The sequence below is a fragment of the Mesorhizobium sp. BHbdii genome (assembly GCF_053848045.1).
The window spans coordinates 544,389-568,410 of record NZ_JBSPKX010000001.1 but is presented as its reverse complement, the minus strand read 5'-3'; the positions used below and the strand labels follow the sequence as shown (position 1 = coordinate 568,410).

Below are 24,022 nucleotides of genomic sequence, written 5' to 3'. Positions count from 1 at the left end.
GTCTGGAGCCTGTGCTTATCCGAGCCGATCCGGTTTCGGCTCGGATGCAGCCGCAGCCGACGATGTGCTCTTCGGCCGGTTTCTATACGGCGCGTTTCTATAGGCAAGCAGCAGCACCACGATAATTGCGATCTCCGGCGATTTTGACGAGAGCGCGTTGTTCGACAGCGCAGCAAGCAGGAACGTCATGGTGCCGATCCATGCCGGCAGCGGCGCCGCGCGCAGCAGCCGAAAAATGAACCAGAATACCAGCATGATGAAGAGCACGGCTATGGGCAAGCCGAAGAGCATGATGATGACCACCGGCGCGCTCTCGATGTAGGGCAGATGCAGCTTCTCGTTGACGATCGCCAGCAGGTCGTCGACGTTCATGCCAAACAGGATGTCTTTCCAGCTAACAAGTCCGAACACCTGGTAGATTGTCACCCGAGCCATGAAATTTTCGTCAAAGATCGTGTTGCCGAATCGGTTCAGCAGTCCGCCCGAAAACAGTATGGCCACCAGCACTGCGCCGGCCGCCAGGGCGAACAGCAGCACGACAGACTTGGCCTGCCGCTGATGCTTGACGGTCAGGCGCGGCCAAGGCACGAACATCAGCAGAATGAGGGTTTCTCCGGCAGCTAGCAACAGGGCGGCGCGAGCGCCTGACGCGGCACAACCGACGAGCAATACGAAGATCGCCAGCACCCGCACCCATATGCGCCAGCGCGTCAGCGGTACGAATCCGATGACAGTGGCGCAGAGAGCGCCTAGGGCCAACGGGTGCGCCGATAGCCCGATTGGCCTGAACTGCAGTTCGTTGAGACCGTAAGGCAGAAATCGATGATGAGTCACCGCTTCAATCGTGCCCATCACGGCACTGATGATCACCATTCCAAGCACGACGTCGCCCAACGCCCGCCGTACTTCCGCGTTCAAGGCCAGCATCAACAGGCCTGCGGCGCCCGCCACCAGATAGGTATCGATGATGAACCCTGAGGAGCCCGCACGGCCGGTGATGAACAGATACGGCACCAGCGCGAAAATCAGCGCAGAATAGAGCAGCAAAGCCTTGAAGATTCCAATTTCGTCGCCCTGCAGCAGAAACGGCCGGCTGAAAAGAACGAATGGAAGCAGCAGAAAGATAGCATAGGTGCCGAAATGCAGTTTTTCGTAGAATGAACCACCGTCGGCCGTATAGTCGACCACCATGTTCATAATCTGCGGTGAAACCGTGAAGCGGAGCAGGAACGCCAACGCAGCGCATAGAAAAAACAGAATCGACAGCGCGTTCTGACGGCGCGCCTGGCTGGGCAGCAATCGTTCCGATGCGGCAGCGGGATAGCTCATGGCCCATCCAAATGGGGGTATTCAAGCGGCATTCTGGCCAACGAGATCCATTCAAGGGACGCCGAACGGACGCGGCGTGTGACTCGGCAAAATATGCCAACTTGGAAAATGAGATGTTAACGATCTTTCTGTAGTGCTGGCCCGCGTAGCGAATAACAAGAGTTAGCACCATGTCCGCCGCTTCCGGCACAACTCCTCCCTCTGCAGCGGATTCCGATATCAGCGCACTCGAGCGGATCGCCAATGCACGGCGCGCCAGCAGGGCAAGGCTGCAACAGGATGCCCCAGTCATGGCACGCACCTCCGCCCCTGTCACTCCGCACACGCCCGAGCCTGTCCCGACGGTGACGCTCGACAAGATCGGCGATTTCCTTGAGCTCGATTTTCGACGCCTGTTTGTCTGGCTGCGTGCCGGGCTCGTCTTGGCATTGATGCTGGCAGTGGCCGGCGGCGTCATCGGCGCCGCCTATGGGTTGCTGAGCAAACAGCGTTATACCGTTACGACAGAAATCCTCATCAATCCTGCCAATTTGCAGGTTGTGGAAAACGATCTCTACTCGCAACCGGGCCAGGTCGACAGCCAAATACTTAACGCGCGCAGCAAGCAGCGCATCTTGACCTCGGGCAACGTGCTTGCACGGGTAGTGGACGAACTCGGTCTAGCCAGGGATCCGGAGTTTTTCGACCCGGACCAGAGCTCCTCCACGTCTGGTGCTGCAGCGAGTGGCGCCAAGTCCGATCCGAAGCTTATCGCCCAGAAAAGCCTGGCGGAGCGGGTCAGCGTCGCTGCGGATGAAACGTCGTTCGTCACAACCCTCTCGGTATCGGCAGAAACCACCGGCAAGGCGATCCTGATCTCGCAAGCCATAGTGAAGGCTTTCCAGGACGAACTGGCCAAGGCCGAAGCTGCTGGTGCCAGCCGTGCCGCAGCTGCTCTTGAGGGCCGGCTCGGCCAACTCAAGCGCGACGTGCAGGCGGCCGAAGAGAAGGTCGAGAGCTACAGGCGCAGTCACAACCTGTCCTCCAGCAATGGCCAGCTTGTCAGTGCGCAGACGATGACGCAGCTCAATAGTGAAATTGGAGAGGCGCAATCGCGCGTCATCGCAGCGCAGGCAAGTTACGACGCCCTGGTTGCCTCCGGTGTCAATGGAGCCAATCCTGACCCCGCGGTTTCGGCAGCACTCGCAGCACTGCGCGACAAGGCAAATAGCCTGCGGCAGCAAATCGATTCACAATCCATGACCTTTGGTCCGCGCCACCCGACGATTGTCCGGCTTAGGACAGAATTCGAGACCGTCGGTTCTCAACTCAGGGCAGAGTTCGCCCGCACGGTCGGCACCGCAAAAGCCAACCTGGATAAGGCCAACGCCTCATTGGCTTCTCTCAGCGCCAAGATGAACGATCTGAAGAACAATGTTTTCACCGACAGCGAGTCCCAGGTCGCCCTGCGTGAACTTGAACGCGACGCCGCCTCGAGGAGGGCGGTCTATGAAAGCTTCCTGTCTCGCTCGCGCCAAATCACCGAGCGCGAGCAGATCGACACCACGAATGTACAGGTGATTTCCACCGCCGTGCCGCCACCGGGACGCTCGTGGCCGCCCCGCACCCCCCTGATGGCAGGCCTGGGAGCTTTCGCCGGCTTTGCGCTAGGCATGCTGCTGGCCATTGCCATGGGCATCGTTCGCGACATGCGCCAGCCGACGAACCGATCAGGCATCGACGTCAGCCGAGCCTGAATCCAGGCATGGCGAAGCGCATTGTTTTTCACATTGCCAGTCTCAGGGGCGGCGGCGCCGAGCGTGTCTTCGTCCTCATGGCAAATGAATTGGCATCACGTGGCCACGATGTCACGCTTTTTACCTGGAACGCTGAAGGACCCAACGCCGCGCTGCGCTCCCCCGCGGTGCATCTTGTCGATTTCGACCTTCCCATCCGGGGCGAGGGTTACGGCAAGTGGGAGACGCTGAAAGGCATCGTGCGAAGCGCACGTTTGTTCAGCCACCTTGGTCCGCATGCGGTCTATAGCGCCCCCGAATTTGCCAATCTGGTCGTGGCGCTGGCGCTTCTCTTGGCGCGAAGCCGAGCGCGGTTCTTTCCAAGCTTCCACGCGGCGGCCTCACTGCCTTCCAGCAGCCTCGGCGCGAGAATAGCGGTCTGGCTTTCCGCGTTGGTTGCAGCGCGCGCAACCAAAGCCATCGCCGTCTCAGTGGGTGTCGGCCGCGACATTGCGGCCCGCGGCTTTCCCAAATCCAAGGTTGTCGTCATCAACAATCCGCTGCCACCGGCTGCGGCGCTCCAGCAAGATTCCTATACATGGCAGACAAAGCTGGCGACGATGGGCGATGGCCCGGTCATCGCCACCGCCGGGCGCCTGGTGCCGGTCAAGGATCATCGGACCTTGCTCCAGGCCTTCGCTATCCTGCGCGCCGACCGCCGCGCTCGGCTTGTCATCTTCGGCGAAGGTCCGCTGGCTGCCGAGTTGCGCACCTATGCCCAGGAATCCGGTACCGCCGCCGATGTGCTCTTTGCTGGCTACGTCAACGATCCCGCGGCCTGTTATGCCGCAGCCGATCTGTTCGTCCTTTCCTCGACGAGCGAGGGCTTCGGCAACGTGCTGGTCGAGGCCATGGCTGCTGGCGTCCCCGTAGTCTCCACAGATGCGCCGCATGGCCCGCGCGAGATTCTCGGTGACGGTAGTTTCGGAGCCTTGGTGCCGGTCGGCGATGCCGCGGCCCTGGCAAAGGCGATGGCTGATATGCTGGACCACCCCACTTCTGTCGCCCTCCTGAAGAGCAGAGCAGCGGATTTCGAAGTTGAAAAGATCGGAGATCTATACGAAGCGCTGCTCTAGCCAGGGACTTCGCGGGGCAGCCGCTATCGCCATTCGCGTCGTTGGAGCATCGCCTTTAGCCTCCCGGGCAGGATGGGTGTCAGATACATCGGAATCTGATAGCAGCCCACGAAGAGGAGCAGCGGGTCGGTCACCGCGGCGGGATGCGCGGGCGTAGGACCGCATGGCGATCCTTTTTAACGGAGTGTTCGAATGAGACATGTGTGGCGTTGGTTCGGCCCGGTCGACAAGGTGACGATCGCGGATGCGCGTCAGGCCGGGGCGCAAGGCATCGTCACGGCTCTTCACCACGTTCCTCACGGCGCCGTCTGGCTGCCCGCCGAAATCGAAAGACGTCAGTGCGAAGTCGCGTCTTTGCCGGATGGAAGCGCGAGCGATCTGAACTGGGAGATTGTCGAGAGCCTGCCGGTTTCCGAAGCGATCAAGACGCAGGTCGGCGAGTGGCGCAGGCATATTGCCAACTACAAGACATCGTTGGAAAACTTGGCGCGGGCCGGCATTTCGGTCATCTGCTACAATTTCATGCCCGTGCTCGATTGGACCCGCACCGATCTTGCCTGGCGCCTGCCGCATGGCGGCACCACCATGCGCTTCGATCTGATCCACTTCGCCGCCTTCGACATCCATATCCTGAAACGCCAAGGGGCGCTCGGCGATTACACACCGGAGATCGTCTCCGAGGCGGAGCGGCGATACGCGCAGATGGATGACGATGCGCGGAAGATTCTGGCAAGAAGCGTCAATTCCGGTCTGCCCGGCTCGACCGAAGACACGTCTCTCGACGGTCTCGCGGCTCAACTGTCAAGTTACGACCGCATCGGCGCAACAACCCTGCGCCAGCATTTCGTCGATTTCCTGGCGGAGGTCGTGCCTACGGCCGAACGCCTCGGCCTGCGTCTCTGCTGCCACCCCGATGATCCGCCGTTTCCGCTGCTCGGCCTGCCGCGCATCATGTCGACCGAGGCCGACTACAGGTACATTCTGGACGCAGTCGACAGCCCGGCCAACGGAGCGACACTGTGCACTGGATCGCTCGGCGCAAGACCAGATAATGATCTGCCCGGCATGATCGAGCGGATAGGACCCAAAATCCACTTCGCGCATCTGCGCAATGTGCGCAAGGAAGCGGCCGGCACCCCCTGCTCGTTCCACGAGGACGAGCACCTTGCCGGTGACGCCGACATGGTGGCGGTGGTGGCGGCGCTGCTTCACGAGGAAGCGCGGCGTCAGAAGGAAGGACGCCAGGACGCGGTCATCCCGATGCGTCCCGACCATGGCCAGGATATTCTCGATGACCTGACGCGTGGGGCCCAGCCCGGCTATCCGGCCATCGGGCGGCTCAAAGGATTGGCCGAACTCCGCGGCGTCGAACATGCCATTCGCAACTCGGCATCATGCAAGCGGATCTCCACCTCTACCCCATAGTCTGGAGAAGGGCGCAGGGCGGTTCGCAACCGGTGCTCGTTAAATTTGCCATCAGCCTCGACCACTGGGCGTTCCGCGGCCCGCCTCCGGCTCGATGGCACCTTTCCACCTTATTGCGCGGACTTGTGTATAATAGCAGTTTGCGGTTTGAGTCCGATTGCAATCCGCTAGCTTGCGCTAGTTATTGCTCCATCCACAGCCGGTGTTGAGAGGAACTCTAGGCAACGGTTGGGAATTCATATCCTGGGAGGAAATCACGATGAGAAAATTCGCCGCCGCTCTGGCCGCCGCCGCAGCCGTCACGCTTTATCCGTTCGCTGCGGGCGCGCAGACCTATCCCGAACGCACCATCACTGTCGTGGTGCCGTTTTCGGCCGGCGGCCCGACCGACACGGTCACGCGCCTCGTCGCGGAAGCCATGTCGAAGGATCTCGGCCAGCAGATCATCGTTGAGAATGTCGGCGGCGCCGGCGGCACACTGGGAGCCGGTCGCGTGGCGAACGCCGAGCCGGACGGCTATACGCTGCTCCTCCACCACATCGGTATGGCGACAAGCGCCACGCTGTACCGAAAGCTCGCATACGACACGCTGAACAGCTTCGAATATGTCGGCCTCGTCACCGAGGTGCCGATGACCATCGTCGGCCGCAAGGACCTCGAGCCGACCGATCTGAAGGGGCTGGTCGACTACGCCAAGGCCAACAAGGATACCGTCACCGTCGCCAATGCCGGTATAGGCGCGGCCTCGCATCTGTGCGGCATGCTGTTCATGAGTGCGATCGGCACTCCGCTGGTCACCGTGCCCTACAAGGGCACCGGGCCGGCCATGACCGACCTTCTCGGCGGTCAGGTCGATATCATGTGCGATCAGACGACCAATACCACCAAGCAGATCCAGGGCGGCACGATCAAGGCCTACGCCGTGACCTCGCCGGAACGCCTCGATGTTCTGCCGGATGTCCCGACGACGACGGAAGCCGGTCTCCCTGAGGTGCAGGTCGGCATCTGGCATGGCCTCTACGCGCCCAAGGGCACGCCTGCCGAAGTCACCATGCGCCTGTCGAAATCGCTTCAGGTCGCACTGAAGGACCCGAACGTCGCCGCCCGCTTCGCCGAGCTCGGCACCAAGCCGTCGTCCGACGCCGACGCGACGCCGGCCGCGCTGAAGGCCAAGCTGGAAGGCGAGATCGCGCGCTGGAAGCCGATCATCGAAGCCGCCGGCCAGTACGCCGACTGAGATTCGAAACGGGGCGCCACCAGCGCCCCGTTTTCGCTTCGGCCGCGTTTTCGCACTGCACCGGCGCGCCCGCGGCGCGGGCCTGGGAGGACGACATGAAACCTTTCGCAATCGACACGACCAACGGCATCTGCGCCGCGCTGTTCATCTTCCTCGGCGGATTCTTCGCGCTGCAGTCGCTCGGCCTCGAAATCGGCACTGCTTTCCGCATGGGACCGGGCTATTTCCCGCTGGTCCTGGCGATCGTGCTGATCCTGCTCGGCGCCGTCATCCTCATCCAGGCGGTGCGCTTCGAGAGCGAGCCGATCGGGCATATAGCCTGGCGCGGCATGCTGTTCATCCTCCCTGCTCCGATCTTCTTCGGCCTGACCGTGCGCGGCCTCGGCTTCATCCCCTCGATCTTCCTGACGGCGCTGATCGCATCCTTTGCCAGCGGCCGCATGAGGCCGCTGACCGCGCTCGTGCTGTCCGCCGGCCTGACGCTGTTTGCGTTCCTCGTCTTCAGCTATGCGCTCGGCCTGCCGTTCCGGCGCTTCGGCCCGTGGCTGCCCTCATGGCTGGTATTGTGAGGGGCTGAACATGGAACTCCTCGACAACCTCGCGCTTGGCTTTTCGACGGCCACGTCGCTGGCAAACCTCGGTTTCTGTCTCATCGGCGTCCTTCTCGGCACGCTGATCGGCGTCCTGCCAGGCATCGGCGCCACCGCGACCATCGCCATGCTGTTGCCGATCACCTTCCAGATCGGCGACCCGGTTTCCTCCCTGATCATGCTCGCCGGCATCTATTACGGCGCGCAATATGGCGGCTCGACCACCGCCATTCTCATCAACATGCCCGGCGAATCCTCGTCAGCCGTCACTGCAATCGACGGCTACCAGATGGCGAAGAACGGCCGCGCCGGTGCGGCACTCGCCATCGCGGCAATTGGCTCGTTCTTCGCCGGCACGGTGTCTACTTTCCTCGTCGCCATCTTTGCCCCGCCGCTGACGGCGATCGCGCTGCAATTCGGCGCAGCCGAGTATTTTTCGCTGATGATCGTCGGCCTTGTCTCGTCCGTCGCGCTCGCCCACGGCTCGATTGTCAAGGCGCTGGCAATGGTCGTGCTCGGCCTGCTGCTCGGCATTGTCGGCACCGACATCTACACCGGCACACCGCGCTTCACGCTCGGCATCCGCGAATATGCCGACGGGCTGAATTTCGTCGCGGTGGCGGTCGGCGTCTTCGGCGTCGCCGAGATACTGCGCAACCTCGAAAACGAGCACGAGCGCTCCGTGCTGATCCGAAGGGTCTCCGGCCTGATGCCGACCCGCGAGGACTTTCGACGCATGGCGGCGCCCATCGTGCGCGGAACGATCATCGGTTCGGCGCTCGGCATCCTGCCGGGAGGCGGTGCCATCCTTGCAGCCTTTGCCTCCTACACGGTCGAAAAGCGCGTATCGAAAAACCCGGGGGAATTTGGTAAGGGCGCCGTCGAAGGCGTCGCCGGACCGGAATCGGCCAACAATGCCGGCGCGCAGACCTCCTTCATCCCGATGCTGACGCTCGGCATTCCGGCCAACCCGGTGATGGCGCTGATGATCGGAGCGATGATCATCCAGGGCATCGTGCCCGGCCCCAATGTCGCGATCGAACAGCCGGCGCTGTTTTGGGGCATCATCGCCTCGATGTGGATCGGCAATCTGATGCTGATCATCTTGAACCTGCCGCTGATCGGGCTTTGGGTAAAACTCCTGACGATCCCCTATTATGTGCTCTTCCCGATCATCATGGCGTTCTGCTCGATCGGCGTTTACAGCGTCAACACCAACGTCTACGACCTCTACGCCGTCGCCTTCTTCGGCTTCCTCGGCTACCTCCTGACCAAGCTGCGCTGCGAACCCGCGCCGCTGCTGCTTGGCTTCGTGCTCGGGCCGCTGCTCGAGGAAAACCTGCGCCGCGCCATGATTCTCGCGCGCGGCGACCCGAGCACCTTCGTGACGAGGCCGATCAGCGCCGGCCTGCTCTTCATCGCGCTCGCCGTGCTCGTCATCGTCTTCCTGCCGGCGGTCAAGAAGAAGCGCGAAGAGGTGTTCGTGGAGGAGAATTAGCGAGAGTCACGCGGCCGCCTCTCCACGGCCGCGGCCGCCGATGCGGCTGCCGGTTTCCGAATCGAACAGGAAGACCGCAGTGTCATGGAAAGTGATCCCGATCGGCTCATCCATATCGTAATGCGCCGATTTATCGGCCTTGACCGTTACGGTGGCCCCACCGAATTGGCAGGTGATCAAGGTATGATCGCCCATCAGTTCCACGGCATAGACCCGCGCCGCGATCTTGCCCTCCGATGCGCCCGTGACCCGGCAATCCTCGGGCCGGAGGCCGGCAGTGACCTTTTTCCGGCTTTCGGCAACGCTGGTCGCAAATCGCCCTTTTGCGCAGGCGAACGCACCCTGGACCAGCTCACCCTCGAGAAAATTCATCGGCGGCGAGCCGATGAAGCCGGCGACGAACAGGTTCGCCGGATCGTCGTAGATCTGTCGGGGCGTCGCGATCTGCTGCACGACACCCCGGTTCATGATGGCAACACGGTGAGCCAAGGTCATGGCCTCGATCTGATCGTGGGTGACGTATATCGTCGTCACGCCCAGATCCGCCTGCAGGCGTTTCAGCTCCGAGCGCATGTGGCCGCGCAGCTTGGCGTCCAGATTGGAGAGCGGCTCGTCCATCAGGAAGACGCTCGGCCGCCGCACCATGGCGCGGGCGAGTGCGATGCGCTGCCGCTGACCGCCGGAAAGCTGCCGTGGATAGCGGTCGAGGAACTCCTCAAGGTGGACCTTGACGGCGGCGCTGCGGACCGAGGCGTCGCGTTCGGTGCGCGGCACGCCCCGCAGCTTCAGCGGATATGCGATGTTCTCCGCGACCGTCATATGCGGATAGAGTGCGTAGGACTGGAACACCATCGCCACGTCGCGATATTTGGGCAGAACGTGGGTGACGTCGCGGTCGCCGATGAGGACGCGGCCGGAACTTACCGATTCAAGCCCGGCGACCATGCGCAGCGCCGTCGTCTTGCCGCAGCCCGAAGGGCCGAGCAGCACCAGGAACTCACCGTCCTCGATCTCCAGGTCGAGCCCTTTGACGACTTCGACCGCGCCGAAGGATTTGTAGATATCGGACAGGGTGACCCGCATATCGACTAGCCCTTCACTGCGCCGACCAGCAGTCCGCGCGCGATGTGCTTCTGCAGGATGCTGGAGATGACGATCACGGGGGCGATCATCACGGTGATCAACACCGACATATTCCACCATTGCGGACCGCGGGTCGTGTTCTGTGCCGATACAAGCACCGGCATCGTCTGCGCATCGGCATTGGAGAGGAAGAGGGCCAGCAGATACTCGTTCCAGGCAAGGATCAGTACCAGCAGGAAAGTCGCGACCAAGCCGGATCGCACCAGCGGCAGCGCGATGGTGAAGAACACGCGAAACTTGGAGGCTCCGTCTATCTGTGCGCTCTCCTCAAGGTCGAGCGGGATGCCGGCGAAGAAATCGCGCGTCAGCCACACGACGATCGGCAGGTTGATGGCGGTGTAGGTGGCGATCAGCGCCACCTGCGTGTCGAGCAGGCGCATCTGCTGGAACATCACGTAGATCGGCAATACGGCGACGATCGGCGGCATGATACGGTTCGAGATCATCCAGAACTCAATGTCGTTATTGCCGACCGCAAGCTTCGTGCGTCCAACGAGCGTGAACAGCGCAATGATGAAGAGAGCGGCCGCCACGGCAATGGCGATCTCCCACCGCACGCCGAAAGTGGCCACTGCGATGATGATTGCGGTGAGCAGGATCAGGAAGATTGCAACGGCGGCGAGTTTCACCTGGAAGCGGATACGCACGAGCGCGTAGGCCGCCAGCGAGCCGATCAGGACTGCGAGTAGCGTGCTGGCCACCGCGACGACGACGGAATTCATATAAGGGCGCAGTGTGTAATTCTGCACGAGCATGAAATCCCATGCCTGCAGCGAGGGGGCAAAGTCGACGAACGGGAGATAGAACGGCCCGTTGTCGACCTCCCCAGGCCCCTTGAAGGAGGTGATTAACACCCAGTAGAGAGGAATCACCACAACGAGCGCCCACAGGAACAGCAGCGCATAAGTGACGATCTTGGTGACCGGCGCCTGGCTGTCGATCGAGGCCGGCTCGAACAGCCGGCGCGCCAGTGAGCGCAGCTCGGCGCTCATGCTTCGAACCGGCGCGCCGGCCGGACCACAAAGTTGAAGAACGAGACGCATACGATGGTCGAGATGAACAGGAGCATGTAGCCGACAGCGGCCGAGCCGCCGAGATCCTGGGTGCGCCAGGATATGAAGGAATGGAGCGTCATCGATTCCGTTGCCAGGCCAGGGCCGCCGCCGGTGAGCACGTTCGGCAGGTCGATGATCTTGAAAGCCTCGATCAGCCGGATCAGCACGACGGTAGCGGCAATCGGCGCGATCGCTGGCCAGGTAATGTCGCGAAAAATCTGGAAGCCGTTGGCTCCGTCGAGCCGCGCCGCCTCGACCTGATCGCGCGGTTGGTTCTCAATGGCCGCCAGCAGCACGATGAACATGAACGGCGTCCACTGCCAGGTGTCGCCAACCAACACCATGAGTCGCGCCGACCAGGCCTCTGTGGCCCATGACCACTCGCTGATGCCGAAAGCGCGCACGAGCGGGGCGAAGGGGCCCTTCTGCATGTCGGCGAGCATGCGGAACGTGTAGGCGATGCCGACCGGGGTGACCATCAACGGGATGAAGAAGAGGACGCGAAAGAAATTTCGGCCGCGGATTGGCTGGCCGCAGAGGAGCGCCAGGCCCAGCCCCAGTGCGAACTGCACGGATACGCCGACGAACACGTAGAGAAGCGTGTTGACGACGGTCCCCGGCACGCCGCCCGGCGCCATGGTGGCCAGCGCAAGTACCGCCAGGGCCATAGCCGTTGCCGTCGCGAGAAGGCGACCAACCATGCCGGCGATCGTCGGCCTGCCACGCCAGAAATAGCGGGCGAGAAGAAAAAGCAGCGCTGCCGCTATCAACGCCAGCAAAGCCCATTGGACAAAGCCGAACGTGCCGAACTTGCCGAGCAGGTGATACTGCTGTGAGCCGACCAGCAACTTGCGGAAGTTCAAAAGGCCGATGAATTTCAGCGTGAATCCGCCCGACGCGAGTGCAAAGCGCGAAAGCGCGAGATAGGCCGAGATGATGAGCGGAAATATCGCGAAGCAGAGAAGCACGACGACGGCTGGCAGCACCATGATCCGGCCCGAGTGACCGTCCAGCCATTCGGCCCAGCTGCGGCGGTCGGCAGCTTCTGGCATAGTGTCGGTTGCGGTCATCATAACCCGGGAAAGTGTGGCAGGCACGAGACCCGGCGCGGACCGATGCCACGCCGGGTCGATTGCTTGACGCCTATTTGGCGCCGATAGTCGCCTTGTAAAGTTTGAGCTGCTCGTCTTTGCCAATCTCTTCGTTCAGCTCATTCCAGCCTTCCTCGACCGCCGCGACGGTCGCTTCCTTGTCGATTTCGCCGGCGAGGAAGCGCGAGACCGCCTCGTCGAGCACGACCTGCTGGTACTTCTGATTTTGCGGGATGCGCAGGTCGAGGATCATGTTCGGGCTGCTCATGCTGTCGTTGATCGCGCCCAGGTAGACTTTAGCCTCGTCCTCGCTCATGCCGGCCTTCTTCCAAAGGTCGCTGTAGCTGAGCTGCGAGGTGCGATACGGGTTGAAGCCGGTGCCGCCGACGGTGACGTCGGCATTCGACTGTGCCGGCTGCGTCATGAACGAGAAGTACGCGTAGGCGGCGTCCTTCACCTTCGGATCGGCCGCTGCGTTGATGCCGCCGCCCCAGCCGCCAAAGGCGGCGAACGGTGCATGGTTCACGCCGTCGATCGCGTGCGGGCAGTTTTCTGCCGTGCAGGCCTCGAGCTTGCCGGTGTCCCAGTTCAGGACCTCCTTGGATCCGGGCATGATCGCCGCGCCCCATTTGCCCATCACCTTGGACTGCGCCGGATCGATCGAGATGGTGCCTACATCACCCCAGTCGAGGTTCAGCGCGCAGCGGCCGGAAGCGAAGAGTGGCCTTGTATCGCTGACATCGAGGTTTAGCTCGTCCGGCGGGCCGTATTTGGTCGATTCAGACAGGAAGTCGAGCGCCTTGCGGAAGGCGTCGTTGTTGACGAGCGGCGTCATGTCCTTGGTGTTGAAGAAGGTGCCCTGGCTGGTTCCCTTGGACTGGGTCATCGAGCCGACCACATCGGTGACGAACCAATAGCTCTGCGCGTTGCGCTTCTTGGCGATGCACGAGCCGAAATCCGGTGTGCCATCGCCGCTCATATCCTTACCATGCGTGGCCTTGGCGACCTCGAGATACTCGTCCCAGGTTTTCGGCACCGCCAGGCCGGCCGCTTCCAGCACGTCCTTGCGGTAGTACATCATGTGAAAGTCGCCATCGAGCGTGATCATGTAGGTCTTGCCGTTGTACTTCTCGGAGAAGTCCCGGAAGAACGCGCCCACATCCTCCTGCTGGATGTCCTTGTCGGCCTCGACCCGCGGCGTCAGGTCCTCGAGGTAGCCGCCGGCGATGTAGTCGACCATCCATTGCGGGGCGAACACGCCGGCGTCGACCGAGTTGGTGCCGCTCGCCCAGTCGGTGAGGATCTTTTGATAGAGATCCGAGAAGGGCACCGCGATGACATTGATCTTGGCGCCGGTGAGCGCTTCGAACTCGGGCGCGCGCCTCTGTAGAGGCTCCTGAATCGCACCGGTCTGCGTAATAACGTTCACGGTAACTCCCGCAAACGGCTTGTCCTGCGCGAAGGCAGGTGCGCCAACAAGCGCAGAAAAGGCCGAAAAGCCGGCCAGAAAGGCCCCAATTCTCATCAGACTTCCTCCCATATTGACCGGGGACCTGTTCCTGCGAACAAGCCGCCGGCATCTCCCCGTCGGTTGCCGTCGCCAAAGCACGGCACCAACGCTCCTCAAGTACAATATCGGCATCGCACAGCGAGTCCAGTGTCTTGCCGCTACGGAAGGTGAGGCGCCCAGCGAGCTTCCTGGCCACTGCATATCGCCCAAGAGATGCCCTCGGGCGTGACCCGAGGGTGCGCGGCTTTGAGCGCGTCGCCGGGAGACCGCTCGATCTTGCCTGAGAAAATCCCACCCCATCGACAGTCCCCGTCTCCGATGCTCGCACCGTCGGCACGGGCGTCACTGCAAGTTGGTGTGGCGGGACAACATCAGCTTGTGCGCGTCGGGAGTCTGCTGCGCCAAGCCGAGCACAATGCTGTCGAGCAGGATGAGGCAGGATTGCTCGAACAGGCTGCCGCCAAACTGTTCCGATTTCTCGACAGGTACATGCAGCGTGACATCTGCAATGCCGGCCAGGGTCCCCGCCGGCTTATGCGTCAGCGTAACGACCTTGGCGCCCTCCGCCTTGGCGATGCGGGCAAAGCTTGTACTGACCGGCGTCTCTCCAGAGCCGGAGATGATCAGCAGCGCATCGCCCTTGCGGATCGACGGCGCCGATACCTCACCGACGAAATGCACCGTTCGGCCAAGGTGCATGAAGCGCATCGCGCCCATCTGCGCGACAAGGCCGGAACGCCCCTGCCCGGAAAAGAACCATCGCTGATCGGGGTCATCGAACGCCTGCACTAGCCTTGCAAAGGCGACGGCGTCGATCCGGCCAAGAAGGTCGGTTATTTCCTGTCCCACGGCCAGCCACGGCCTGGATTGGGCAATCTGTCGCGAATCCATCGTGCTACCTCTTTCGGGCTTGCGGATTCTGTAATGGCGCTGCCAACCACGAGGATTTCGGGTTCGACTGCGATCACCGCCTCCAGCGTGTCGGGGCCGATCCCGCCGGCGAGCGAAACCAGGAAGCCGCGATCGTGCATCTTTCTCACGGCGTCGATATGTGACGTGGAGGTGTTGCCCGCCAGCCGCGCATCCGTTGGCGAGTGGACCGCGACATAGCCGAAGCTTTCGGGGAAGACAGCATTCAAGGGAAGCAATTCTGCCTCGCCCGACTTGGTGATGGTATCGACGATGACCGTCGCGCCGAAGGCGGCGGCACGTTTTCCTATTGCTTCGTGCGTGGCGGACGAAGCACACGACAGGACCGTCATGAACGCGGCACCGGCGCCGAATACCATATCAGCCTCGAGCTGGCCGCCGTCGACGGTCTTGGTATCAGCCAACACCATGATTTCAGGGCAGAGCTCGCGCGCCGTGGTGATGGCAGAGAGGCCAAAGCGTTTCAGCAACGGCGTGCCGACCTCGATAATGTCGGCAAACGCCTTCATCTGCGGGAGCAGGGCCAGGTGTTCAGGCTTGTCGAAGGCGACTTGGAGGAGCAAGGCGGTTCTCTCGGATTGCTTAAGACAGCGGGGGCGGCATGACGACAACGCCCAATTCACTGTCGTGTGCTTCGTAGTCGAAATCTGCCATAATCCAGCAACCTCCAAGCTGGTCTGCATAGGGAGAGCAAATCGTACCCTGCAAAGCAAGTGTGGTTCTTGTCGAAAAGCAGGAGGTGCAGTCCAGATCAGCGCCGATGCCAACAGTAACGCGAGATGAGGTAGTCCTTTGACAAGATTGTTTGAGCCCATTGGATGCAAGGTCGATCTGTCGACTGGTGCGATGGGAAATGCAACCGGCAGCTACCAAAAACGCTTCTGCGATCTGGACGGGCTCTACGCGGACGCCGCTGCCTTCGAAGCCATGCGCGCGACGTGGGGCGAGCGCATCGTCTATGAGGTCTCCGAGTTCCGACCGACCGAGCAGTCGGGCGATCTGATTTTCGGCGTCACGCGCATGGCGCCCGGAAAAGTCGGCGACGAGTATTTCATGACACGCGGTCACATCCACAACCAGGCCGACCGGCCCGAGATCTACTATGGCCAGAAGGGGCAGGGCCTCATGCTGATGGAATCGCCGGAGGGCGAGGTCCGCATCCTGTCCGTCGATGCGCAGACCGTCTGTTACGTCCCCCCTTTCTGGATCCACCGCTCGATCAATGTCGGGGAAGAGGATCTGGTGATGCTGTTCTGCTATCCGGCCGATTCAGGGCAGGACTACGAGATCATCGCAAAATCGGGAGGCATGCGCTCGCGCGTGGTCGCCGACGATGGAGGCTGGAAGGAAGTCGACAACCCGGATTGGCGACCGCGTGACGCGAAGCTGATCTCCGCCCTCTATGGGCAACAATCCCGCACGGTGCCGGCATGAAGGCTCCCTTCGAGATCGCTGCTTCACTTCGCACTGCCGCGGCTGTGCTGCGCGCGAGGGAAATCCGGGAGATCGGCAAATGAGCCGCTATCGGCCGGCTACCCAGCCGACACTCTATTTTATCGGTGTCACGACGACGAGCAGTTCGATCATGCGGGTTTTCCCTGCATGGGCGCGCCACCTCGGGCTGAAAGATGCGGTTCTCAAGGGCATCGACTTTCCGCTTCATGCCGATCCGGAGGCCTACCGTGAGGTCGTCTCCTTCATAAACTCCGACCCGCTGTCGCTTGGCGCGCTCGTCACCACGCACAAGATCGATCTCTTCAACGCAGCGCGCGACCTGTTCGACGTGATCGATCCGCACGCTCGCCTGATGCACGAGACCAGCTGCCTGTCGAAGCGGGGCGGCAAACTCATCTGCCATGCCAAGGATCCGATCTCATCGGGCCTTGCGATAGATGGTTTCGTCCCGGCGGGATACTTCGAAGACACCGGCGCGGAAGTCCTGTCGATGGGCGCCGGCGGATCGACGATTGCGATCACCTGGCACCTGATGCGCAAGGAGCGTGGACCTTCGCGCATCATTGTCACCGACCGTTCGCAGTCGCGTCTCGACGAAATCGAGCGCATCCACAGAGATATGATGTCGACGGTCGAGATCGAGTATGTCCTGGCAGACCGACCCGAGATCAATGATGAGGCGTTGGCGGCGCTGAAACCAGGCTCGCTGGTGATCAACGCGACCGGACTTGGCAAGGACGCGCCGGGCTCGCCGATCACCGATGACGCCGTATTCCCTAAGCGCGGCATTGCCTGGGATCTCAATTATCGAGGCGACCTGATCTTCCTTGACCAGGCAAGGCGGCAGCAGGCCCGACAGCAGTTGCAGATCGAGGACGGTTGGACATATTTCCTGCATGGTTGGACGCAGGTGATCGCAGAGGTCTTCGACATCGCGATCCCGGTGTCGGGGCCGGATTTCGAAAAGATTTCGCGCATCGCCATCGAAGCGGCGAAAGGCTAATGCCATGGAACGCATTCTCGTCACGCCGCGCTTGCTCTGACCGATAGACAGAGGATCACATGCTTGCCCATCTCAGGAATCGGCCGAAATGAGCGGCGAGCTTTTCCTCGCCATCGACGTCGGCACCGGCAGCGTCCGCGCCGCTCTGATCGATGTCACCGGCAATATCCTCGAACTTGCGTCGCGAGAGCACGACCAGATCGTGCCGGAGTTCGGCCGGGCCGAACAGCGGCCGGTCGATTGGTGGGAGGGTGCGCGAGCGAGCGTCAAGACGGTGCTGGACCGCCTCGATGGCGCCCGCGAACGCATCTCCGCCATCTGCGTCTGCGGGCAGATGCACGGGCTGGTCCTGCTCGATGCGCACGGAGCGCTGACGCGCGAGACGGCGCCGCTCTGGAACGACAAGCGCACCATCGATCTCGTGCGTCGCTTCGAGGAAGCGAATGAGCCGAACAGCTACCTGCCCGAAAGCGGCAACACGCCGACCCCCGCATGGCCGGGTTTCAAACTGCAATGGGTCCGAGACAACGATCCCGCCGCATACGCCCGCAGCGCAGTCGCCATCATGCCGAAGGATTACATCAACTACCGGCTGACCGGCGAGATTGCCATGGATACCGGCGATGGGTCCTGCAGCTTCCTGATGAACCCAGAGCGGCTCGACTGGTCGCCGGTGATGATCGAGCGCATGGGTCTGGATGCCGCCAAGTTGCCGCCAATTCGCAACCCGCTGGATGTCGTCGGCCACGTCACCGAACAGGCGGCGCGTGACACCGGCCTGCGGTCAGGCACCCCCGTGCTGGTCGGCGGCGCCGACTATCCGGTTGCACTGCTCGGCTCAGGCGCTTGTCGGCCGGGAATGGGTTCCGACAGCACCGGCACGGGCGCGATCATCACGGCGATCGCAGAGAGGCCGCTGCTTGACCCGGAAATCTCGAACGTTGCGACGATCGAAGGCAACTGGGCGCAATTCGTGCTGCTGGAGACCGGTGGCGACGGCATGCGCTGGGCACGCCGCGCCTTCCACGGCAACGCGCTGTCCTATGACGAGATCGTCGCCTGCGCCGCCGAGGCACCCGCCGGTTGCGACGCATTGCTCTTCATGCCCTTTCTCACCGGCGAGCGCCTGGGGCGCCATCGCAACGCCCGCGCACAGTTCTTCGGATTGGGCGCCGGGCATGGCATGGAACATCTGCACCGCTCGATCCTGGAAGGCATCGCCTTTGCCATGACGCGTCACATCCGCATCATGGAACGCGCGTCAAACAAGCCGCTGGAGCGCGTTATCGCCGCGGGTGGCGGGGCGCGCACCGAACTCTGGCTGAAGATCAAGGCAAGTGCCTTCAACATTCCGATCCTGGTTCCGCGGGAGCCCGAATGCGGCATTGTCGGCTGTGCCGCGATGGCCGCGACGGCGACCGGCCGCTTCTCGCGCGTCGAACAGGCGGCCGAGCGATTCGTGAGCTACGGCGCCGAAATCCTGCCGGACCCCAGATGGGCCGCGACCTACGGGCGCACCCAACCCGTTTTCGACCGGCTCTACTACCACAGCCAGGCGCTCTACGACGACATCGACGCACTGGCGGCCGCCACGGGGCCGACGCAGCCGTGATGCATCTCAGGCCTGCCGAGCCCTGCCTGTAGCGGCAGACCTGGCAATCACGACGCATCCCGTCTGGAGTGCATCGGGCGATTGACTCAGTTGTGGCGGATTTCCGTTCCTAGCACCTTCAGGCACTCGCGGATGAATGCGGCAAGTGCGGTCCAGCCCTTTGCCGAGACCATTGTTCCGTCCACGTAGGCCTCAGTCGGGGACAGGTCGATATAGGTTCCGCCGGCGAGGGTCACTTCCGGCTCGCAGGCAGCCAGCGCACCCACTTTCTTGCCACGCACGACGCCGTCGACCGCGATCAGGATCTGGACGCCATGGCAGATCGTAAAGATCGGCTTATTGTTTTCGTGGAAATGGCGGACTATCGCCTGCACGCGCTTATCCGTGCGGATGTACTCGGGGCCACGACCGCCCGCGCAATACACGGCATGATATTGGTCGAGCTGTTTTTCCGCCTCCGAAAAGGTCTTGTTCATCAAAGCATAGTGGCCGGGTTTTTCGGTGTAGGTTTGGTCACCTTCGAAATCGTGAAGCGACGTCTTGATCAGGTCTCCAGCGTTCTTGTCAGGACAGACAACGTGGACGATGTGGCCGACAGCCTCCATCGCCTGCTGATAGACGAAGATCTCGTATTCTTCTGTAAACTCACCGGTCAACATTAGTATTTTCTTGCCTGGCATAGTCGGTTTCCTCGTTTGTGGATGGAAGTCCGGCGGGCATTGCACTCGCCCGGCGGCGCGGGTCTCAGAAAAGGGAATCCGGGACGTCCCGGGCGTTTACCTGCATGATCAACGATGCATCCAGCTTGACGGCGGCGCTCCCGATGTGGACGGTGACGGACATCGTGACAGTCTCAATCGAACGCCAGCAGCAAACGATCACGAGAATGCTCGATATGACGGCGCATTGCCTGTTCCGCCGCAGCGGGATCGGAGGCAGCGAAGGCGGCCAGGATGGCCTCATGCTCGTCGAGCGCTTCCTCGGTAACGCGTGAATGGAACATCAGGCGGAAGATGTGGAAGTGCGTGTGCTGGAATGCGAGAGTCTCGCGCACGAGATCATTGTTGGCAAATTCCATGATCCTGTCGTGGAAAATGGCGTCCTGCCGCGCGAAGTTTGAGTAACGCAGGCGTTCATCCTTGCCTTCGCGGCGCGCCATGCCCCCTGCGAACTCCCGAAGCACCGCAAGTTTCGCCTCATCCATCAATGCGGCTGCTTTGGCCGCCCCATGCGGCTCGAGCAGCAGGCGAAGCTCATAAAGTTCGTCAAATCGGCGCTTGGTTATCTGCGGCGCGGCGCGGTAGCCGATCAAATGTGTCTTCAGCACAAGGCCTTCGCCTTCGAGGCGGCCAAGCGCTTCACGGATTGGCGTGTGGGATACTTCGAGTTCCTTGACCAGACTGTCGACGGTGATCCGTGAGCCAGGCGCGATCTTCAGTGACATGAGTTGCGCGAAGATCGCTTCATACACGTCCTCCACCAGGCTGTTGGATCGCTGGATGCGTCCGCTAGCGGGGTCGGCTTCTCGGGCATTGCTTAAGTTCATGACCTGCATCTTTGCCTCTTGACAGGATCACTGGCTAACACGATGCTTCGCACAATACAATCCTATATCATATACGATTTAATACAGGATATTTAGGGTGCGAGCTCGGCGAGCTTTCGCTTTCCACTCCCAACATCATCGAGGGACGAACATGAGCCTCTTCGCTGCCGTAAGGCTCCCGCGTGAGATCCTCTTCGGGAAGGGCCAGCGCCATGTCATTCCAACCGTTGCAGCCAGGCTGGGCCGTCGCGCTCTTGTCTGTACGGACGAGCGCTTTGCCGCAACTGTCGCCTTCGCAGAGATCATGGAGGCGCTCGAGTGCGCATCGATAGATGTGCTGGTGCACGACCGTGTGCTGCCCGATGTGCCACGAGACACGGTTGCCGTCTGCGTAGAGATGGCGCGAGAGTTTGCGCCGGACATGGTGATCGGCATCGGAGGTGGCAGTTGTCTCGATATGGCCAAATGCGCCGCGTTGCTCATCAGTCACGGCGGCCTGCTCCAGGACTACTACGGCGAGTTCAAGGTGCCTGGTCCGACGCTGCCGTTGATCGCCGTTCCAACGACAGCCGGCACCGGCTCGGAAGTGACACCTGTCGCGGTGATCTCCGATCCGGATCGCACCATGAAAGTAGGCATCTCCAGCCCGCATCTGATCGCGGCAGCCGCCATCTGCGACCCGGAACTGACGATGACATGTCCCCCGGGACTTACGGCGATCGCGGGCGCAGACGCGCTGACACATGCGATCGAGGCTTTTACCGCCGTCAGGCGCGGCACTGACCCCAGCCTGCCGCAACAGCATGTCTTCATCGGCAAGAGCGCGCTGACCGATCATTTTGCGCTGCTCGCGATCAAGCTGCTTGGCCGCAGTCTCGAGAAGGCATACCGCGACCCCGCCGACGAGGACGCTCGGGCCGATGTGATGATGGGCGCGCTTGCAGCCGGCTGTGCGTTCGGTACGGCCGGAACTGCGGCGGCGCACGCGGTGCAATATCCGGTCGGTGCCCTTACCCACACCGCTCACGGGCTGGGTGTCGCGACCATGCTGCCGTATGTCATGAAGTACAACCGGGCCACCGCGGCCGCCGAGATGACCGAGATCGGCCTTGCCCTTGGTCTCGACGGGAGGGACCGGAGTACCGGTGAGATGGCCGACGCGGCGATCGACGAGATCGGCCGGCTGTTTGGAGCGATCGGGATCACGCCTACGCTGGCCAAGCTCGGACTTCCCGCCGACAAGCTCGATTGGACGGCCGAACAGGCGCTCGGCATTGACCGTCTCATCAAGAACAATCCGCGTCCATTCGATCTGGCAGCCATGCGGGGCCTGATCCAGGCTGCCTATGATGGCGACCTCGCCACCTACGTCGTGTGAGCAATAGAGGAGCAGGCGATGAACATATCTCATCAGGTGCTGGAGGACGAGCAGGACACTGCCGACTTCCATAGATTTTCCCACGGCTTGTATATCGGTGGCCAATGGAGGCAATCCGCCGACAGCAGGGAAATCCAGGTCGTGGACCCTTCCACCGAGGCAGTGATCGCCGCCGTTCCCGATGCGACGATCGAAGATGCCGCGGCCGCCGTGGAGGCTGCGGCCAAGGCCGCCGATGGCTGGCGCACAACGGCACCCCGCAAGCGTTCCGAAATCCTCAGACGTTGCTTCGAGCTGATGACGCAACGTTCCGAGACGCTCGCAACCCTGATCTCGCTGGAAAACGGCAAGGCACTCAGGGACACGCGTGGCGAGATCGCCTATGCTGCGGAATTCTTTCGCTGGAATGCCGAGGAAGCCGTTCGCATCACCGGTGAATTCGGAATGGCGCCTTCCGGCACGAACCGGATCGTGGTCGACTACGAGCCCATCGGCATCTGCATCCTTGTCACACCCTGGAACTTCCCTGCCGCCATGGCGACGCGCAAGATCGCGCCCGCCTTGGCTGCCGGATGCACCGTAATTTTGAAGCCAGCCAGCGAGACCCCGCTCACGGCCTACGCGCTTGCCGCGCTCTACCAGGAAGCAGGCGTTCCGCCAGGTGTGGTGAACGTTCTGACAACCTCCAATCCCGGCCCTGTGACGGCTGCGCTGCTGGCCGATCCGCGGGTGCGCAAACTCTCCTTTACTGGCTCGACGGGTGTGGGGCGCGTTCTGCTGGCCGAGGCCGCAAAGCACGTGGTTTCGTGTTCGATGGAACTTGGCGGCAATGCGCCATTCCTTGTGTTCGATGACGCGGACCTTGACGCGGCGGTCGATGGGGCGATGGTGGCGAAGATGCGCAACGCCGGCGAAGCTTGCACGGCTGCAAACCGCATCTATGTCCAGTCTGGCGTTTACGATGCCTTTGGCGAATGCCTCGCCAGGCGGATGTCGGCACTCAAGATCGGCGCTGGTACGGACGCAGCCACGGAGTGCGGGCCGATGATCACCAGGAAGGCCGTCGACAAGATCGACCGTCTGGTCAACGATGCTGTCGCCCGTGGCGCGCGGGTGCTGTGCGGGGGCAAGGCAGGCTCGGGAACGGGATACTATTATCCGCCGACCGTGCTCTGCGACGTCCCGGCCGAGGCGGAGATGGCGCACGAGGAAATTTTTGGGCCGGTGGCGCCGATCTCGAAATTCGAAACGGAAGCCGACGTCATCGCGCGCGCCAACGACACCGAATACGGTCTTGCCGCCTACATCTACACGCGCGATCTTGCGCGTGGAATGCGGGTGGCATCCAAGATCGAAGCCGGGATGATCGCTCTCAACCGCGGCTTGATGTCCGATCCGGCAGCACCCTTCGGCGGGGTGAAGCAGAGCGGCCTCGGCCGCGAGGGCGGCCAGCATCACGGCATTGCCGAGTTCATGGAGGCGAAATACCTCGCCATCAGCATCTGAGCGGAGGAAGAGTGCAAAGCGATCCGTTTCGCATCCGCGACCACGTCGCGGATTTTGACAAAATCGTGCAGGACATCGTTCACCGCAGCGAGGCCGTTCGCGCAACCATTCCAATGACTGCCGACGTTGCCTATGGGCCGGATCAGACCGAAACCATCGACCTGTTCTTTCCCTCGGGCAAAAGAAGCGGCCTGCCGGTGCACATGTTTATCCATGGCGGCTACTGGAGAATGTTCTCCAAGCGCGACTACTCATACGTGGCGACGACGATTACCCAGGCCGGTGCGATAGCCGCCATCGTCGACTATGCTCTGATGCCCAAGGTCAGAATGACCACGATCGTCGACCAGGTGCGCCGCGCCAAGCAGTGGCTTCTGGCCCATATCGCCGACCACGGCGGAAACCCGGCAGAGCTGACTATCAGCGGCCATTCGGCTGGAGCACATCTTTCTACGTTTCTGTTCAACAGTGAGAATACCCCATCGAATGTGCGGGCAGTCCTTCTGCTCGGCGGGCTCTACGATTTGAAACCGCTCCAGAACTCCTTTCTCGCCAACGAGATTGGAATCACCGATGAGGAAGTCGCCATGTTTACACCTCTTGCCTATCGGCATGATCCTCAAACCAGGGCGACGGTTCTGGTCGGAGCCAATGAGACGCCGCCTTTCCATCAGCAAGCAGATCGATTCAAAGAGAACCTGCTGCAGCAGGGTTCGCCGGCAACGTCGCTTGTTCTCACGAACCGCAACCACATGGACAGTGTCAGAGATCTCGGCGTGCCTGAGAGCCAGGCGGGTGATTGCCTGACGAAACTGATTGCCAACGACCGCCGCTAACCCTCCCAGCAGACATGCCGGCCATCA

21 protein-coding genes are annotated in these 24,022 nt (G+C 61.9%); 12 read left to right on the top strand and 9 right to left on the bottom strand.

Annotation, left to right across the window (positions count from 1 at the left end; translation table 11 throughout):
* Positions 1-15: 15 nt before the first annotated feature.
* Complete coding sequence (locus ACWTU8_RS02725) at positions 16-1,329, bottom strand: VpsF family polysaccharide biosynthesis protein (RefSeq protein WP_455846933.1); 1,314 nt, start codon at positions 1,327-1,329, stop codon at positions 16-18.
* Between the two features lie 170 nt (positions 1,330-1,499).
* On the opposite strand from ACWTU8_RS02725, the gene ACWTU8_RS02720 reads away from it, so the two are divergent.
* From ACWTU8_RS02720 to ACWTU8_RS02695, 6 genes are all read left to right on the top strand, one after another.
* Positions 1,500-3,065, top strand: a complete 1,566-nt coding sequence (locus ACWTU8_RS02720) for a GumC family protein (protein ID WP_455846932.1) — start codon at positions 1,500-1,502, stop codon at positions 3,063-3,065.
* Positions 3,066-3,073: 8 nt separating this feature from the next.
* Positions 3,074-4,180 (top strand): glycosyltransferase, encoded by a 1,107-nt coding sequence (locus ACWTU8_RS02715; protein WP_455846931.1) that lies wholly within the window; start codon positions 3,074-3,076, stop codon positions 4,178-4,180.
* A 192-nt stretch (positions 4,181-4,372) separates the two neighbouring features.
* Entirely contained in the window at positions 4,373-5,605 is a 1,233-nt protein-coding gene (gene uxuA / locus ACWTU8_RS02710) for a mannonate dehydratase (RefSeq protein WP_455846930.1), read from the top strand.
* A gap of 259 nt (positions 5,606-5,864) precedes the next feature.
* Positions 5,865-6,842 (top strand): tripartite tricarboxylate transporter substrate-binding protein, encoded by a 978-nt coding sequence (locus ACWTU8_RS02705; RefSeq protein ID WP_455846929.1) that lies wholly within the window; start codon positions 5,865-5,867, stop codon positions 6,840-6,842.
* Between the two features lie 95 nt (positions 6,843-6,937).
* On the top strand, positions 6,938-7,411 hold the full coding sequence (locus ACWTU8_RS02700) for a tripartite tricarboxylate transporter TctB family protein (RefSeq protein ID WP_287329948.1): 474 nt from the start codon (positions 6,938-6,940) through the stop codon (positions 7,409-7,411).
* Positions 7,412-7,421: 10 nt separating this feature from the next.
* Complete coding sequence (locus ACWTU8_RS02695; RefSeq protein ID WP_029350468.1) at positions 7,422-8,930, top strand: tripartite tricarboxylate transporter permease; 1,509 nt, start codon at positions 7,422-7,424, stop codon at positions 8,928-8,930.
* Positions 8,931-8,936: 6 nt separating this feature from the next.
* Here the strand turns inward: ACWTU8_RS02695 and ACWTU8_RS02690 are convergent, their stop codons facing one another.
* The 6 genes from ACWTU8_RS02690 to ACWTU8_RS02665 all read right to left on the bottom strand — a co-directional run bounded on the left by ACWTU8_RS02690 (position 8,937) and on the right by ACWTU8_RS02665 (position 15,342).
* Positions 8,937-10,013 (bottom strand): ABC transporter ATP-binding protein, encoded by a 1,077-nt coding sequence (locus ACWTU8_RS02690; protein ID WP_455846928.1) that lies wholly within the window; start codon positions 10,011-10,013, stop codon positions 8,937-8,939.
* A gap of 5 nt (positions 10,014-10,018) precedes the next feature.
* Complete coding sequence (locus ACWTU8_RS02685; protein ID WP_455846927.1) at positions 10,019-11,065, bottom strand: carbohydrate ABC transporter permease; 1,047 nt, start codon at positions 11,063-11,065, stop codon at positions 10,019-10,021.
* Entirely contained in the window at positions 11,062-12,180 is a 1,119-nt protein-coding gene (locus ACWTU8_RS02680; protein ID WP_455846926.1) for a carbohydrate ABC transporter permease, read from the bottom strand. Before ACWTU8_RS02680 ends, ACWTU8_RS02685 begins: the two co-directional genes overlap by 4 nt.
* A 91-nt stretch (positions 12,181-12,271) precedes the next feature.
* Complete coding sequence (locus ACWTU8_RS02675; RefSeq protein ID WP_051695713.1) at positions 12,272-13,744, bottom strand: ABC transporter substrate-binding protein; 1,473 nt, start codon at positions 13,742-13,744, stop codon at positions 12,272-12,274.
* Positions 13,745-14,071: 327 nt separating this feature from the next.
* A complete protein-coding gene (locus ACWTU8_RS02670) occupies positions 14,072-14,578 on the bottom strand; it encodes an SIS domain-containing protein (RefSeq protein ID WP_455846925.1) in 507 nt (168 codons plus the stop codon).
* Positions 14,563-15,342, bottom strand: coding sequence for an orotidine 5'-phosphate decarboxylase / HUMPS family protein (locus tag ACWTU8_RS02665; protein ID WP_455846924.1), 780 nt, complete (start codon positions 15,340-15,342; stop codon positions 14,563-14,565). Before ACWTU8_RS02665 ends, ACWTU8_RS02670 begins: the two co-directional genes overlap by 16 nt.
* Before the next feature lie 109 nt (positions 15,343-15,451).
* On the opposite strand from ACWTU8_RS02665, the gene ACWTU8_RS02660 reads away from it, so the two are divergent.
* The 3 genes from ACWTU8_RS02660 to ACWTU8_RS02650 all read left to right on the top strand — a co-directional run bounded on the left by ACWTU8_RS02660 (position 15,452) and on the right by ACWTU8_RS02650 (position 18,729).
* A complete protein-coding gene (locus ACWTU8_RS02660; RefSeq protein WP_455846923.1) occupies positions 15,452-16,093 on the top strand; it encodes a glucose-6-phosphate isomerase in 642 nt (213 codons plus the stop codon).
* Positions 16,094-16,172: 79 nt separating this feature from the next.
* Positions 16,173-17,117 carry a shikimate dehydrogenase family protein gene (locus ACWTU8_RS02655; RefSeq protein WP_455846922.1) on the top strand — a complete coding sequence of 315 codons (945 nt, stop codon included), beginning with the start codon at positions 16,173-16,175 and terminating at the stop codon, positions 17,115-17,117.
* 88 nt (positions 17,118-17,205) lie between these two features.
* Positions 17,206-18,729 carry a xylulokinase gene (locus ACWTU8_RS02650; protein WP_455846921.1) on the top strand — a complete coding sequence of 508 codons (1,524 nt, stop codon included), beginning with the start codon at positions 17,206-17,208 and terminating at the stop codon, positions 18,727-18,729.
* An 86-nt stretch (positions 18,730-18,815) separates the two neighbouring features.
* Here ACWTU8_RS02650 and ACWTU8_RS02645 read toward each other — a convergent pair whose 3' ends face one another.
* A complete protein-coding gene (locus ACWTU8_RS02645; RefSeq protein ID WP_455846920.1) occupies positions 18,816-19,409 on the bottom strand; it encodes a DJ-1/PfpI family protein in 594 nt (197 codons plus the stop codon).
* A gap of 173 nt (positions 19,410-19,582) precedes the next feature.
* Complete coding sequence (locus ACWTU8_RS02640; RefSeq protein ID WP_455846919.1) at positions 19,583-20,284, bottom strand: GntR family transcriptional regulator; 702 nt, start codon at positions 20,282-20,284, stop codon at positions 19,583-19,585.
* Between the two features lie 142 nt (positions 20,285-20,426).
* On the opposite strand from ACWTU8_RS02640, the gene ACWTU8_RS02635 reads away from it, so the two are divergent.
* Genes ACWTU8_RS02635 through ACWTU8_RS02625 form a run of 3 tightly spaced genes read left to right on the top strand, consistent with a single transcriptional unit; the run spans position 20,427 to position 23,995 of the window.
* Positions 20,427-21,653: an iron-containing alcohol dehydrogenase gene (locus ACWTU8_RS02635; RefSeq protein ID WP_455846918.1), complete on the top strand. Its 1,227-nt coding sequence runs from the start codon at positions 20,427-20,429 to the stop codon at positions 21,651-21,653.
* 18 nt (positions 21,654-21,671) lie between these two features.
* A complete protein-coding gene (locus ACWTU8_RS02630; protein WP_455846917.1) occupies positions 21,672-23,159 on the top strand; it encodes an NAD-dependent succinate-semialdehyde dehydrogenase in 1,488 nt (495 codons plus the stop codon).
* An 11-nt stretch (positions 23,160-23,170) separates the two neighbouring features.
* Positions 23,171-23,995, top strand: coding sequence for an alpha/beta hydrolase (locus ACWTU8_RS02625; RefSeq protein WP_455846916.1), 825 nt, complete (start codon positions 23,171-23,173; stop codon positions 23,993-23,995).
* Positions 23,996-24,022: the final 27 nt, after the last annotated feature.